Origin of the sequence: uncultured Granulicatella sp. (assembly GCF_963521425.1) — a bacterium.
GTDB lineage: Bacteria > Bacillota > Bacilli > Lactobacillales > Aerococcaceae > Granulicatella.
Map to the genome: position 1 here is coordinate 1 of NZ_CAUQUN010000028.1, position 15,068 is coordinate 15,068.

Annotated in this window: 14 protein-coding genes; 2 read left to right on the plus strand and 12 right to left on the minus strand. The window is 34.1% G+C overall.

What is annotated here, in order from left to right; translation table 11 throughout:
• The 6 genes from typA to pta all read right to left on the minus strand — a co-directional run.
• A partial coding sequence (gene typA / locus RWO76_RS07275) for a translational GTPase TypA (RefSeq protein ID WP_314354996.1) occupies positions 1-1,676 on the minus strand: 1,676 nt, incomplete at its 3' end.
• Between the two features lie 193 nt (positions 1,677-1,869).
• The gene (gene proC / locus RWO76_RS07280) at positions 1,870-2,667 is read right to left on the minus strand and encodes a pyrroline-5-carboxylate reductase (RefSeq protein WP_314354997.1); all 798 of its coding nucleotides are present in this window, start codon (positions 2,665-2,667) and stop codon (positions 1,870-1,872) included.
• Between the two features lies 1 nt (position 2,668).
• On the minus strand, positions 2,669-3,916 hold the full coding sequence (locus tag RWO76_RS07285) for a glutamate-5-semialdehyde dehydrogenase (protein ID WP_314355018.1): 1,248 nt from the start codon (positions 3,914-3,916) through the stop codon (positions 2,669-2,671).
• A gap of 10 nt (positions 3,917-3,926) precedes the next feature.
• Entirely contained in the window at positions 3,927-5,033 is a 1,107-nt protein-coding gene (gene proB, locus RWO76_RS07290) for a glutamate 5-kinase (RefSeq protein WP_314354998.1), read from the minus strand.
• Between the two features lie 20 nt (positions 5,034-5,053).
• Positions 5,054-7,708 (minus strand): DNA polymerase I, encoded by a 2,655-nt coding sequence (gene polA, locus RWO76_RS07295; RefSeq protein ID WP_314355019.1) that lies wholly within the window; start codon positions 7,706-7,708, stop codon positions 5,054-5,056.
• A gap of 792 nt (positions 7,709-8,500) precedes the next feature.
• A complete protein-coding gene (pta, locus tag RWO76_RS07300) occupies positions 8,501-9,484 on the minus strand; it encodes a phosphate acetyltransferase (RefSeq protein ID WP_314354999.1) in 984 nt (327 codons plus the stop codon).
• 203 nt (positions 9,485-9,687) lie between these two features.
• Between pta and RWO76_RS07305 the strand changes: the two genes are divergently transcribed.
• Entirely contained in the window at positions 9,688-10,458 is a 771-nt protein-coding gene (locus RWO76_RS07305) for a threonine/serine exporter family protein (RefSeq protein WP_314355000.1), read from the plus strand.
• Entirely contained in the window at positions 10,455-10,898 is a 444-nt protein-coding gene (locus RWO76_RS07310) for a threonine/serine exporter family protein (protein ID WP_314355001.1), read from the plus strand. The genes RWO76_RS07305 and RWO76_RS07310 overlap by 4 nt, the downstream gene beginning before the upstream one ends.
• A 20-nt stretch (positions 10,899-10,918) precedes the next feature.
• On the opposite strand, the gene RWO76_RS07315 is transcribed toward RWO76_RS07310, so the two are convergent.
• The 6 genes from RWO76_RS07315 to ftsZ are packed head-to-tail and all read right to left on the minus strand — an operon-like array spanning position 10,919 to position 15,062.
• Positions 10,919-11,566: a DivIVA domain-containing protein gene (locus RWO76_RS07315; protein WP_314355002.1), complete on the minus strand. Its 648-nt coding sequence runs from the start codon at positions 11,564-11,566 to the stop codon at positions 10,919-10,921.
• Entirely contained in the window at positions 11,541-12,368 is an 828-nt protein-coding gene (locus RWO76_RS07320) for a YlmH/Sll1252 family protein (RefSeq protein ID WP_314355003.1), read from the minus strand. The genes RWO76_RS07315 and RWO76_RS07320 overlap by 26 nt, the downstream gene beginning before the upstream one ends.
• Before the next feature lie 12 nt (positions 12,369-12,380).
• Positions 12,381-12,644 carry a YggT family protein gene (locus RWO76_RS07325; protein WP_314349976.1) on the minus strand — a complete coding sequence of 88 codons (264 nt, stop codon included), beginning with the start codon at positions 12,642-12,644 and terminating at the stop codon, positions 12,381-12,383.
• A 30-nt stretch (positions 12,645-12,674) separates the two neighbouring features.
• Positions 12,675-13,103: a cell division protein SepF gene (locus RWO76_RS07330; RefSeq protein ID WP_314355004.1), complete on the minus strand. Its 429-nt coding sequence runs from the start codon at positions 13,101-13,103 to the stop codon at positions 12,675-12,677.
• A gap of 10 nt (positions 13,104-13,113) precedes the next feature.
• The gene (locus tag RWO76_RS07335; protein WP_314355005.1) at positions 13,114-13,773 is read right to left on the minus strand and encodes a YggS family pyridoxal phosphate-dependent enzyme; all 660 of its coding nucleotides are present in this window, start codon (positions 13,771-13,773) and stop codon (positions 13,114-13,116) included.
• Complete coding sequence (gene ftsZ, locus RWO76_RS07340) at positions 13,773-15,062, minus strand: cell division protein FtsZ (protein ID WP_314355006.1); 1,290 nt, start codon at positions 15,060-15,062, stop codon at positions 13,773-13,775. Before ftsZ ends, RWO76_RS07335 begins: the two co-directional genes overlap by 1 nt.
• Positions 15,063-15,068: the final 6 nt, after the last annotated feature.

Sequence of the window (15,068 nt, forward strand, 5' to 3'; positions counted from 1 at the left end):
GAAGTTTGGTCTTTCGTTGCTGAACGAATATTTGTTTGTTGTTTTGCTTTCGTAATATTAACCGCTAAATCATTTTCACGAGAGTGTTCCCCAACAATCATTCCTTCATAAATTTCAGTACCTGGTTCAGTAAAGATTACTCCACGGTCTTCAACACCCATAATTCCGTAAGTTGTTGATTTACCAGTATCTGTAGATACTAATGCACCATTTCTACGTCCACCAATATTTGCAGCAATATATGGTAAATATTGATCGAATGTGTGGTTCATAATTCCGTATCCACGAGTCATTGATAAGAACTCAGTTGTATATCCTAATAATCCACGAGCTGGTACTAAGAATACAATACGAACTTGTCCATTTTCACTATGCTGCATATCTTGCATTTCACCTTTACGATTACTTAAAGACTCAATAATTGAACCCATATATTCTTCAGGAGTATCAATTTGTACGCGTTCAAATGGTTCGCATTTTACTCCATCGATTTCTTTAATGATTACTTCTGGACGAGATACTTGTAATTCGTATCCTTCACGACGCATATTTTCAATTAAAATTGATAAGTGTAATTCTCCACGTCCTGATACAATCCATGCATCTGGTGAATCCGTTGGTTCTACTTTTAAAGATACGTCTGTTTGTAATTCACGCATTAAACGTTCTTCGATTTTACGAGCTGTTACATATTTTCCTTCACGTCCTGCAAATGGTGAGTTGTTTGTCAAGAATGTCATTTGTAATGTCGGCTCATCAATGTGTAAAACTGGTAATGATTCTTGTGCATCTACTGGTGTTACAGTTTCCCCAACGAAGATATCTTCCATCCCTGAAACAGCGATTAAATCCCCTGCTTTTGCTTCATTAATTTCTAAACGGTTTAATCCGAAGAAACCAAATAATTTTGTAACACGGAAGTTTTTCTTAGTTCCATCTAATTTTAATAGAGATACTTGGTCACCAACTTTTACAGTTCCACGGAATACACGTCCAATACCAATACGACCTACATAATCATTATAGTCTAATAATGACACTTGGAATTGTAAAGGTTCATCCGAATTATCAATTGGTGCAGGAATATGTTCGATAATTGTATCGAATAAATAGTCCATTGTTGGTTCTTGATCAGCAGGATTATCAGACATACTAGAAGTTCCGTTTAATGCTGAAGCATATACTACTGGGAATTCTAATTGATCATCATCTGCTCCTAATTCAATAAATAATTCTAATACTTCATCGACAACTTCTTCTGGACGAGCAGCATCACGGTCGATTTTATTTACTACCACGATTGGTGTTAAATGTTGTTCTAATGCTTTTTTCAATACGAAACGTGTTTGAGGCATTGTTCCTTCATAAGCATCTACAACTAAAACTACCCCATCCACCATTTTCATAATACGTTCTACTTCTCCACCGAAGTCCGCGTGTCCTGGTGTATCCATAATGTTAATGCGAGTACCTTTATATTGAACAGCAGTATTTTTCGCTAAAATCGTAATACCACGTTCACGTTCAATATCGTTTGAGTCCATTGCACGTTCTGATAATTCTGTACGTGCATCTAATGTTTCTGATTGTTTTAATAATTCGTCTACTAATGTTGTTTTACCATGGTCAACGTGAGCGATAATGGCAATATTACGAATATCATTTCTTAATTTCATGTTTTCCTCCAATTTGTAACAAAATGAAAGTGATGGAATACGCTTAAAAAGGGAATTTCCATCACTCAAACCTCTTTTCAACTCAGAAATTATACTACAAAAATCTCACAAACTCAATTCATTTGATTATTTAACACATACATTTGTATGATTTTTTTCACATCGAGTAAGAATTGATTTCATTTTAATTTCTTTACTTGCCTAATTCTTCTGTTCTTTGTTTGGCACGTCTAGTCGCTTCGATGATACTAGATCTAAATCCTGTTTGTTCTAATGAAATCACTCCAGCGATTGTTGACCCTCCTGGGCTGCAAACTTTTTCTTTTAATATAGAGGGATGTTCTTTTGTTTCACCTACCATACTTGCAGATCCTTTAACTGTTTGAACAGCTAATTGCAGTGCAACTTCTCTTGATAAGCCCATACTCACTCCTGCTTCTGTTAATGCTTCAATAAAAATATAAACAAAAGCTGGGCCACAACCTGCTAATGCTGTAGCAGCATCTATTTGATATTCTGGTAGTTCTACTAGAGTTCCACCTGAATGCAATAATTGAAGAAAAACTTCTTTATCTTGTAGAGTTGCTTTTTTTCCTAAAGAGAAACTAATCACACCTTCTGCTACTTGTAGTGGTGTATTTGGCATCATACGAATCCAACGATGACGAGTATCCGTCATTAACTCTAACTGTTCTAAAGTCACTCCAGCAGCCATACTAATCAATAGGATAGACTCTCGTCGCTCTAATATATTTTTATTTTCTTCTAATAACTCTTGAATTTGATTTGGTTTTACTCCTAAAAAAATCACATTTGCCTGTTCAAAAACTTGTCTATTAGTAACTGCTCTAGCGTTTAATTTTTCTGCTAGATTCACTGCTTTTTCATGAGTACGGTTAGCAAGTAATACTGGATAAGTTTCATGTTTAGCCGCAATTGTCGCAATGACGCTTCCCATATTTCCTAAACCGATGATTCCAATAGTTTTCATCTTATCTCACCTGACCTTCTCCATACACAATGTATTTATAAGTTGTCATTTCTTTTAATCCCATTGGTCCTCTAGCATGTAATTTTTGAGTAGAAATTCCCATTTCACATCCTAATCCAAATTCTCCACCATCGGTAAATCGAGTAGAAGCATTGACATAAACTGCAGCACTATCCACTCTTGTAGTAAAGAATTCAATGGCATCATCCGATTCAGAAATAATCGCATCGGAATGATGAGTACTATGCGTTTCAATATGATCGACTGCTTCTTCAATCGAACTTACGACTTTTACAGCCATAATATAATCCGAAAATTCTGTATCAAAATCTTCTTTTTGAGCTTTCTCTCCCGAAATGTATTGAGCTGCTTTTTCATCTAATCTTAATTCAACGGCTGGAGTATGATGTTCCACTAAAGATTCTTTTAATAATGGTAAAAATTGAGATGCCATAGCTTCATGAACCACACAAACTTCCATAGCATTACATACAGATGGACGACTCATTTTAGCATTTTCAACAATTTTCATCGCTTTAGCTAAATCTGCATCTTTATCAATATAAATGTGAACGATACCTGTTCCTGTTTCAATAACTGGGACAATCGCATTTTCAATAACTGCACGAATTAATCCTGCTCCACCACGAGGAATTAGTACATCGATATAGCCTTTTGCTTTCATTAATGCCATCGCACTTTCTCGACTCGTATCACTGACTAATTGAATACATTCTGGAGAAATACTTGTTTTTGCTAATCCTTTTTTCAAGGCTGTCACAATCGCAAAAGCACTTTGATATGCTTCCTTCCCACCTCTTAATACAACTGCATTTCCACTCTTAATCGATAATGCTACGGCATCTGAAGTAACATTAGGTCTGCTTTCATATATAATTCCAATAACGCCAAATGGCACTCTCTTTTTCTTAATTTGAATATTTTGTGCGCCAACTGTTTCTTCAATGATTTCTCCAACTGGATCTGGTAATTGAGCTACTTGACGAATACCTTCAGCCATTGCTTGAATTCTAGATTCATCTAATCTTAAACGATCTAGCATCACTTCAGAGATATGACCTTTAGCTTTTTCTAAGTCTAATGCATTTGCTGTTAAAATCGCATCTGTATCTTCTAGTAAAGCTAGAGCCATTGCTTCTAGTGCTTCATTTTTTGACTTTGTTGAAGCAATATTGATTTCTTTTTTAAAGCGATTCACAGTTTCTAACAATTGTTGTGTGGTCAATATGCATGCCTCCTTAAAATTCTTGTTCTAATAGTTCTAATTCTCCAGAAATAGTCATCCAATCATCTCGATGAATGACAATTCCTTTTCGATTATTTTTTGATAATTGTTGTGCAATAGCGTATTTACTTAAACGAGTTTGTCCTTTGCCAATCACTTGATACTGTTCATCTACAACTGTCACAATTTCGGACTCATAAAACTCTCCCTCAACTGCTTTCACACCCGAGATTAATAAACTCTTACCTTCTTCTTGTAAAGCCTTTTTTGCTCCAGCATCAACGACTAATTTCCCTTTACTTTTCGCATATAAAGCAAGCCATTGTTTATGAGTTTTCATCACTTTTTCTTGTGCTGTAAAATATGTACCATCAACGGTGTAGTGAGCAGCTTCAATAAGTGCCTGTTCTTTTAAAGAGGAGCAAATATAAACAGGTACACCTGCCATTGTTGCAATTGTTGCTGCTTTAATTTTCGTATACATTCCACCAGTTCCATTGCTAGAACCTGCTCCACCAGCCATTTCAACTAGTTCTTTGGTAATATCATCAATTGTATCAAATCTTTTTGCCTCTGGATTTTTTGAAGGATTATCATTATATACGCCATCAACATCCGTTAATAAAACTAATAAGTCTGCTTGAACCATTGCGGCTACTTGCGCACTTAAAGTATCATTATCGCCAACTTTTAATTCCTCAATTGAGACTGTATCATTTTCATTAATAATTGGAATCGCATGACGAGTTAATAATACAGATAACGCTTGATGAGCATTGTTGTAACGACGTTTATCGACAAAATCATCTTGTGTTAATAAAATTTGCGCTGAAACAATGCCTTTCATTAATAAATTAGACGTGTATTCTTCTAATAATAATCCTTGGCCAACTGCAGCAGAAGCTTGTTTATCTGCAATTTTTATTGGTCGTTTTTTAAATCCTAAAGAAGAGAAGCCTGCAGCAATTGCTCCAGAAGAAACTAAAATTAATTCATGTCCTTCTTCATGTAAAGTAGCCAGTTGTTGCGTAATAGCCTTCACTTTTGCTCGTGACAAACTTCCATCCGGATTTGTTAATGAACTTGTTCCTACTTTAAAAACAATTCTTTTATACTTCATAGTTTCTCCTCTCATCAATTTTATTTTGCTTCATACCAGTTATTGCCAATATTACTATCTGCTTTTAATGGTACGGATAAGCTTACCGCATTTTCCATGACTTCTTCTACTAAGCTTTGTAAACTTTCCACTTCTTCTTCTGGTACTTCAAAAATCAATTCATCGTGTACTTGTAATAATAATTTGGCTTGGAAATTTCGTTCTTGCAACTCTCTATCTAATTCAATCATAGCTACTTTTAAAATATCCGCAGCAGTACCTTGAATTGGTGAATTCATTGCTGTTCTTTCTGCAAATGAACGAATGTTAAAATTGCTCGAATGAATTTCTGGTAAATAGCGACGGCGATGGAATAATGTTTCTACATAATCTTTTTGACGAGCTTCCTTTACAATAGTTTCCATATACTCTTTAACGCCTTTGAATTCTTCTAAATAGCGATCAATAAATTCTTTTGCTTTCTTACGTGGAATATTCAGATTTTGAGAAAGTCCATAATCACTAATTCCATACACAATTCCAAAGTTAACAGCCTTTGCCTGTCTTCTCATACTACTTGTCACTTCTTCAGGATTTTGAATGCCAAATACACGCATCGCTGTATTCGTGTGAATATCAATATTATTTTTAAACGCTTCAATCATATGAACATCATTTGCCATATGTGCTAATACTCGTAATTCAATTTGTGAATAGTCACTAGAAAGTAGTTTCCATTCAGGATGACTTGGTAAAAATGCTGAACGAACTTGTCGCCCTTCTTCAGTACGAATCGGGATATTTTGTAAGTTTGGATCTTGAGAACTTAAACGTCCTGTTTGTGTTAAGTTTTGTACGAAACGTGTATGAATTTTACCAGTTTCATCAATATAGGTTTGTAATCCTTCAACATATGTTGAATTTAATTTTGCTAATTGTCGATATTCTAGAATAGACTCTACAATTGGAGCTTGGGAGGCTAGCTTTTCTAACACATCGACTGCTGTAGAATAACCCGTTTTTGTTTTCTTAATGACTGGTAAATTCATTTTTTCAAATAAAATCACACCCAACTGTTTTGGAGAATTAATATTAAATTCCTCTCCTGCTAATTCATAAATTGTTTGTTCAATTTCTTTTAATCGTTCTTCAAACTGTTGACCCATTTCAATTAGACGATTCTGATCCACTCGAATTCCTTTAATTTCCATTCGAGCTAAAATATCACTCAATGGTAATTCCATTTCCCAATATAAATGAGTCTGTTCATTTTCATCTAATTGTTTTAGTAAAGGTTTTGGAGCATTTGCTAGTACATAAATTTTAGCAGCTAAATGATTCCAAAATACTTCCTTCTCTTCTGGAATTTTTATTTTAACACCTTTTCCATACACTTCTTCATCGGTCTTCAATAGTGAAATACCGAATCGTTTCGCTACATCATAAATTTCATTGACTATTTCATTGGCATCCACTAAGTATGCTAATAGCGAGACATCATATTTCGCTCCTGCTACTATTAGGGCAAAACGGTTAGCGAATACTTTTATCGCTTTCGTATCAAACATCGTCTTCTCAATATTTTCATCTGCTAACCATTTTTTAAAAGCTTCAGACTGAACAGCTGACTCAATAGAAGTAACATACACTTGTTTTTCATTTCCAAATGCGACTGCCAAAACTGGAGCAACATGATAGTTATTTTCAAATGTTTCAAAATGAAGCGTTGTTGCATCTTGCAATTCTTTTTCCGTTATAGTTTCAATCCATTGAACGTTTGGAATATCAATAGTTTCTTGCTGAGCAATTTGCCCACCTTTTTTATTGAGCAAATCTTTTTGGAATGATTGGAAACTCATTTCTTTATAAAAGGCTATTAGTTCTTCGACATTCTCTTCTTTTCGAAGGGTATCTGCTACGGTAATTTCTAATGGGGAGTTAATGTCAATTCTTGCTAATGTTTTACTTAAAAAGGCTAATTCTTTATCTTGAATTAAATTATCTTTTAGCTTACTTTTTTTCATTTCTTCAACGTGTTCATAAATCCCTTCAACACTACCGTATTCTTGGAGTAATTTAATGGCAGTTTTTTCACCCACTTTTGTTACTCCTGGATAATTATCTGACGAATCGCCCATTAGTCCTTTCATATCGATAATTTGTTCTGGTGTTAGTCCATATTTTTCGTTGATAAATGCTGGAGTGTATTCGACTAATTCGCTCACTCCTTTTGTTGTTATTTTAACGGTAATTTCTGGAGTTGCTAATTGAATTAAGTCTTTATCTCCGGATAAGATGACTACTTCAAAACCTTCTTTAGATGCTTGATGTGCTAATGTGCCAATAATGTCGTCGGCTTCGTATTGGTTTAAGCGATAATGTGGAATTCCCCATGCGTCTAATAAGACGTTGAAGTATGGCATTTGTTCTTTGAATTCTGATGGTGTTTTTGCTCTGCCGCCTTTGTATTCTGCATACATTTCTGTACGGAAGGTTGTTTTTCCTGCATCCCAAGCTACTAATACGTGGGTTGGATTTTCTTGTTCTAAGATTGTTTTAAACATTCTATGGAATGAATACAATGCGTTTGTATGTAATCCATTTTGGTTTTTAAATCGGTTTAGATCTAAGATGGAATAGAAGGCACGAAAGGCTAAACTGCTGCCATCTACTAGTAATAATTTTTGTTTCACGATAAGCTCCTCAATTCTTCACAATGTTATTTTCAGTGTACCATATTTTTATAAAAATTTGCATTGATAGCCTATTACGGAATAAAAAGTAAGTAGCACAACTATTTTTTATTTGTGAGGTCGCCAGTAGCCTCTACGAGTCTCTTGGCTAAAAATCGAGCCTTGGTCTCGATTTTCACCTGTAATGGAAGCCAACCCTGGTTTCCATTACTTTCACTACATAAAATATTTTTGCTTCTTGCTTTTATATGATTTTGATGCTCTTTTAGAGACAGCATGTAAAAACGAAAGACATGGCTTAAGTTTATATCTACGTTTAGAACGTATATAAAAATTAGTAAACGAAAGAAATATAACATAAACTCTAGCCAAGACTTTTCCCGTAGCAGTAGTAACAGAAACTGGTTTACCGGATTCTGTTACCGGAAAATTTGAGACTCTAGGCTCAAATTTTAGCAATGAGATTCGCAAAGCGAAGCTGCTTGCGTCCGTGCTACCTTTGAAAAGTCATGGCTAGAGTTTATGTCTACGTCCAGAACTTATACAAACATTTTAGAAACGAAACAACCATAACAGAAACCCTAGACTAAACTTTTCCCGTAGCAGTAGTAATAGAAACTGGCTCGCCAGATTCTATTACCGGAAAATTTGAGACCCTAGGCTCAAATTTTAGCAATGAGACTCGCATAAGCGAGGCTGCTTGCGCCGTTGCTACCCTTGAAAAGTATAGGCTAGGGTTTCTGTTTACGAAAAAAAGCATAGAACGATTGTTCCATGCTTTCTTTATTTTTCAAATTATGATTCCATTAAAGCTTGGTTTGCAGTAATGATTGCTAATTTATAAACGTCTTCTTCATTACATCCACGAGATAAATCAGAAATTGGTTTGTTTAATCCTTGTAAGATTGGTCCAATTGCTTCAAAGTTACCGAAACGTTGTGCAATTTTGTAACCAATATTTCCTGATTGAATTTCAGGGAATACAAATACTGTTGCTTCACCTGCAACTGATGAATCTGGTGCCTTTTGTTTACCAACACTTGGTACAAATGCAGCATCAAATTGTAATTCCCCATCAATATTGTAGTTAGGAGCTAATTCTTTTGCAATACGAGCAGCTTCTGCTACTTTTAATGCTTCTTCAGATTTTGCTGAACCTTTAGTTGAGAAACTTAATAAAGCAACATTTGGTTCAATCCCAAACAATTCGGCAGTTTTAGCTGATTCAACAGCAATTTCAGCTAATTCTTGAGCATTTGGATTAATATTAATTGCGCAATCAGAGAATAAATATTTCTTAGATTTATCACTATTAATCATAATAAACGCACCACTTGTACGTGATACACCTGGTTTAGTTTTAATAATTTGTAACGCTGGACGTACAGTGTCTCCAGTAGAGTGAACTGCCCCAGATACTAAACCATCTGCTAATCCCATATATACCATCATAGTTCCAAAATAAGTAACATCTTTTAATAATTCATGAGCAGCTTCTGGAGTTGCTTTTCCTTTACGACGCTCTACAAAACTTTCTACTACTGCTTCGAAGTTTTCGTAAGTTTCTGGATCAATGACAGTAATTCCATTTAAATTAAATCCACGTCTTTGAGCAACTTCTTCAATTTCATTTTTCTTTCCTAATAAAATAGGTTCACATAATTCATCTGCTTTTAAACGTACAACAGCACCTAAAATACGAGGTTCGCTTCCTTCAGGGAAAACAACTTTCAAGCCTTTCCCTTTAATTTTTCCTGATAATTCTTCAAATAGTTCCACAACTATCCCTCCAATAATTTTCTATAACTATGATACAACAAAATCATTCTAAAAAACAGTACCAAGTTGAAGATTAAAAGAATATTCTTCAAATTTTCATATCTGTTATAGTCTAATGATTAACACAGTTAAATCGAAAGACTTATTTACACTCCTTGAACTTATGGTATACTAGACTTAATAAGTGTTAAAGGAGATTCATCATGCGAGAATACGCTAAAAAATTGATGGATACTGCCATGCTTGCAGGTCAAATTATGTTAGAATGCAATGCAGAGAGTTATCGTGTAGAAGAAACGATGAATTATATTTTATCTACTTCGCATTTTGCAACTTGTGAAGCTTTCGCCAATGCAACAGGGATTTTTGCAACTTTAGACGATGACTGTATTGATTGTATTACCGAAATCCGTCGTGTTCCAAATCGAGATACAAACTTAAATCGAATTTATAAAGTTAATAGTATTTCACGTCAATTAGTCAGTGGAGAAATTGATATCGACACTGCTTATGAAAAATTTCAAAATTTAAAAGAATCGGATTATCCATCTTGGTTAAAAAATGTTGGTTTAGTAATTATGTGTGGTTGCTATGCTGCCCTCTATGGTGCTACTCTATTAGAAATGTTTGTCGCCGGAATTGCAGCTATAGTCCTTCCATTTATTTATAAATTAGATGTAAAATTAGGACTTGGAATGTTTATCACCAACTTAATTTCAATTATTCCAATGGTCATCATTATTTGCTACTTACAAGAAACAATATTTCCAAGTATTCATATTGGTATTCCTATTATTGGAGCAATTATGCCAGCAGTTCCTGGAACAGCTATTACAAATGCTATTCGTGACACTTTACGAGGAGATTATAATTCCGGAACAGCACGAGCTGTAGAAGCTGCAGTTACTGCTCTATCCATTTCCATTGCTGTAGTAATTGGTCTATTGATTGGAGGAGGTGTGAATCCAATATGATGTTTCAAGTAATTAGTTCTGTTATTGCTGTTTATTTTAGTAGTATTGTATTTGAAGCTCCTAAACGTTTAATAAAATATACCGCGCTAATTGGTGGAATTGGTTGGTGGATTTACCTTTTATTTTTAGAGAGTGCAGGTATGGAGCTTTCTACCTATTATAGTGGTCTAACTGTAGCTTTTCTTTCTCATTTAGCAGCAAGATTTTTTAAAGCTCCAGTAACCGTATTCTTTATCCCTGGATTTTTTCCTCTAGTACCTGGAGCTGGAATGTATCGTACAGCATATGCTTTTTTAACAGGAGATTCCGTTAAAGCTCATTATTATTTATCTAGTACAATCGCCGTAGCAGGTATGATCGCTTTAGCAATTTTTACAGTGGATTCTCTATTTAGACTTCACTCAATATGGAAAAAACATACAAAAAAACGTGATACCTAATTAGTATCACGTTTTTCATATTATTCAAATCCACCTACAGTAATAACTTCATCTGTTGGAAGTACAATTTCTTGTTGATTTGAAGTTGGTTCTTCAACAGTAGGTACTACTTCTGGAGCCACTTCAGGTGTAATTAATTGTTCATTTTTTTTAGCACGTCCAGCTAAAATTGAATCAACTGATGGTGCAGATACCTCAATTTTTGAATGAGTATTTAACAATAAATCCCATTCTTCATTTTTAATCATTTCTAATTGAGATTCAACCATAATTTGTAATCTTTGGCGGAACATACGTGTTTCTTTTTTCAATACATCAGTTTCACGATTAATTTCAGTTGCCTTTTCAGCAGCTTCTTTTAACAATCTTTCCGCTTCTTTTTCAGCTTCAAAAATAATAATTTCTGCATCTTTACGTGCATTTTCTTTTAAACGATCTGCAGCTTCTTGAGCTACAATAATTGATTTATTTAATGTTTCTTGAATTGAATTGAAGTATGAAACTTTTTCTTCATTGAATTTTATGCGTTTTTCTAAATCTTTATTATCACGAATTAATTGTTCAACAGTACGAATGACTTCATCTAAATAATCATTTACTTCTTCAGGATCATATCCTTTAAATTTTGTAGGAAATTCCTTATTATGGATTTCGATTGGTGTTAACATAATTCCAACTCCTCTTATTTGTTTTCTCGAGTAGACCTATTTCAAGTTTTATTTTATCCTTTTTTGTCCGTCCCTCAATATTTTTTATCTGTATTCTACCATACCCTCTTATTGAAATAATATCAAGTAATTCTATCATAAAATCAGGACGAATTTCTTCAGTCCAGTTAACTTTAACTTTATTACTCTCTACTAATTCCTTTGAGCGCTGTCTAGATATATGAAAAATAGATGCAATTAATGTATCTAATCGTAATGATGACACAATTGCGGTTGTATATGTCCAGTGATCAATCGGTAAAATTAATTCTGTATATTTTTTTTCATCTATTCGAATACTAATTTTTCCAACCTTTTGAAAATTTTGTTTCAAATAAGGTAACATTTGTTTCGTGAGCAATAATTGCCAACGAATCCCATCAGAAATAATATCTCCTAATTGGTCACGGTCTATCCCTAAGCCTACCAAAGAACCGAGGATTTGTCCATGACTAATTGAAGAAAATTTAATTGGATAATGAATTTCTATCAATTCAACATCAAACTCTTCTGTTGTTGGTGCATAAAAATCTGGATAAATCATACATCGTTTTCTCTCAGCAGCAATGTATCCACCTTCAAACCGAAATTTAATATCATCAAATTGACCAACAATCGCTTCAACAATAAACTGTTGACGTGGATCTAAAAATGGAGTCAATATTTGTGCATACTGTTCTTGACAAGAAATGACCCAAGATTCTACTTTTCGAATAAAATCTTGTTCTTCTTTTCTAAAATGTTGAAATATAGACGTATCCATAACTATCACCTATTAAAAAATAAATTTAACAATTTGAATAATGCCTAGTTTTACAAACTGTAAAAATAAAATTCCAAAGATAGCTGAAAAACCAAACATTCCAATTCTTATCTTATCAAAATAAGATAAATAAGGTTCACACAATGCTTGAAGCCATCTTGCTAATTTAGTATTTTGCGCTTGTGGTAACCAAGTTAATACAATATAAATTGTAATTAACAATATATAAAGATCAATTGCCCGTAATAATAAACGGATTAATTGAAATAATAACATATCTTTCTCCTTAACATTAATATATTCCCATTATAAAGAAGAATCATCATCCTCAACAAAAGAGCCTTGCACTTGATAATTTGGCGGAGAACAAATATAAATATCCTCTCTAATTTGTTGGACATCTCCATTAATGGCATAAGTCACTCCTACCACAAAATCAATGACTCTTTTAGCATCTGCAACTTCCATTTTTCTAAAATTAATAATAACTGCTTCACCTTTTAATAAGGCATCAGCAATTCTTTCTGCTTCAGTATAAACAGAAGGCTCCATCACAAAAATTTTTGATATTTTTTTATTTTGTTGAGCTTGTTGAAAAGAAACAACATTTGAAGGGGTTCTTCGATATTCTTGAACATTTGATGAATCATTTCCTTCTTCATACATTTCTTCTTCTACCTCATGATAGCCATCATCTGGATCTAAAAATGTTTTAAATTGATTCCAAAATCCCATACTACTCCTCCTATTCAAACCAAGCAGTACCAATTCTAATAAAATGTGCTCCTTCTTCAATTGCGATTGGATAATCTTGACTCATCCCCATACTTAATTTTAGAGTAGATTCACTTTGAAGTTTTTTTGAAACTTCTTTTAACTCCCTAAAATAGTTACGAATTGCTTCATCATTGGCTTCAAAAGGAGCCATTGTCATTAAGCCTATAATCTCAATATTTGGATACTGTTTTGCAACTTCATATGCTTCAAAAACTTCTGAAATTGTAAAGCCATGCTTAGATTCTTCCCCTGAAACATTAACTTCTAAAAAACATTTTAATGGTGAATCTAATCGCTTATCAATTTCTTCCATAATCGATAAACGATCAATCGCATGAAAATATTGAATTTGATTCACAATTTGTTTTACTTTTCTTTTTTGTAAAGGGCCAATCAAATGCCAAACAATATCTTTTTGAGGAAATGCATGTTGGCGATCTAATAGTTTTTCGACACGATTCTCCGCAAAATGCCGAAATCCAAGAGAATAAACTTCTTGGATTTCTTCATTCGTACGATTTTTAGTTACTATAATTGGACATACTTCTTGTACATCTCTCGAAACTTTATCGCATGATTGATGAATGCGAGTGACAATTTGTTCTGCATTACTTTTAATCATGGTCATTAGTTTCTGTTTCTTCTTCTGAAGAATGGTGGTGTATCTAAAGTATCATCTGATTCATATTTTGTTTCAACTGGAGCTTCTACGAAATTCTTTTGAGCAAACGGTGAATCTGTTTCTGTTGTTGTTTCACGAACAGTTGCTTCACGACGAATATCCCAATCTCCAAAAATATCTTTTTCAGGTTGTTTTTCTTCAACTACTGATTTTTTCTTTGGAGTTACTTGTTTTTCTTGGAATGTTTGAGGATTATTTCCAATTTCTTTTGTAGAAGCAGGTGTTGTAGGTGTTAATGTTGGACGGCTAGTACGAGCCACTGACTTTTTTGTGCCTTTGTGTTCTTCATCAATACCAGTCGCAATAACTGTTACAATTACTTCATCTCCAAGATTTTCATTAATAGATGTACCAAAAATAATATTTACATCATTTGTTGCGGCTGCTGCTACGATATCAGAAGCATCTTGTGCTTCAAATAATGTTAAATCAGATCCACCTGTAATATTTAATAAGATTTGTTCTGCTCCATCAATTGATACTTCTAATAATGGAGAAGAGATAGCTTTTTTAGTTGCTTCTGCTGTACGGTTTTCACCACTAGCAACTCCAATACCCATTAATGCAGAACCTTGATCTTTCATCACTGTTTTAACGTCAGCAAAGTCCAAGTTTACATAACCAGGTGCAATAATTAAATCAGAAATCCCCTGTACCCCTTGGCGTAATACATTATCCGCTTCACGGAAAGCTTCTAACATAGGAGTCTTCTTATCCACGATTTCTAATAAACGGTTATTTGAAATGGTTACTAATGTATCCACATTCGCTTTCATTTGTGCAACACCTTCTGCTGCATAACGACCACGTTTTGGTCCTTCAAAACTAAATGGACGTGTCACAACCCCAACAGTTAATGCTCCTAATTCTTTTGCGATACGAGCTACGATTGGTGCTGCACCAGTACCAGTTCCTCCACCCATACCAGCTGTAACGAAAATTAAATCCGCTCCTGATAAAGCTTCACGAAGACGTTCTTCACTTTCTTCTGCTGCTTTTAAACCGATATCCGGTAATGAACCTGCTCCTAAACCTTTTGTTAATTTAGGTCCTAATTGAATTTTAGTTTCTGCTTTAGAATTAGCTAAAGCTTGTGTATCTGTATTGGCAACAATAAATTCAACGCCTTGAACGCCTTCATCAATCATACGGTTAACAGCATTATTACCTGCTCCACCTACACCAATGACTTTAATTACTGCGCCTTCTAAATTTGTATCAAATTCGAATTCCATTCTTTT

Bases quoted from the DNA above. Each gene is read 5' to 3' on its own strand.
- ftsZ (WP_314355006.1), bottom strand. From the start codon at position 15,062: ATGGAATTCGAATTTGATACAAATTTAGAAGGCGCAGTAATTAAAGTC.
- RWO76_RS07330 (WP_314355004.1), bottom strand. From the start codon at position 13,103: ATGGGATTTTGGAATCAATTTAAAACATTTTTAGATCCAGATGATGGC.
- RWO76_RS07335 (WP_314355005.1), bottom strand. From the start codon at position 13,773: ATGACCATGATTAAAAGTAATGCAGAACAAATTGTCACTCGCATTCAT.
- RWO76_RS07310 (WP_314355001.1), top strand. From the start codon at position 10,455: ATGATGTTTCAAGTAATTAGTTCTGTTATTGCTGTTTATTTTAGTAGT.
- RWO76_RS07325 (WP_314349976.1), bottom strand. From the start codon at position 12,644: ATGTTATTATTTCAATTAATCCGTTTATTATTACGGGCAATTGATCTT.
- proB (WP_314354998.1), bottom strand. From the start codon at position 5,033: ATGAAGTATAAAAGAATTGTTTTTAAAGTAGGAACAAGTTCATTAACA.
- RWO76_RS07320 (WP_314355003.1), bottom strand. From the start codon at position 12,368: ATGGATACGTCTATATTTCAACATTTTAGAAAAGAAGAACAAGATTTT.
- RWO76_RS07305 (WP_314355000.1), top strand. From the start codon at position 9,688: ATGCGAGAATACGCTAAAAAATTGATGGATACTGCCATGCTTGCAGGT.
- RWO76_RS07315 (WP_314355002.1), bottom strand. From the start codon at position 11,566: ATGTTAACACCAATCGAAATCCATAATAAGGAATTTCCTACAAAATTT.
- proC (WP_314354997.1), bottom strand. From the start codon at position 2,667: ATGAAAACTATTGGAATCATCGGTTTAGGAAATATGGGAAGCGTCATT.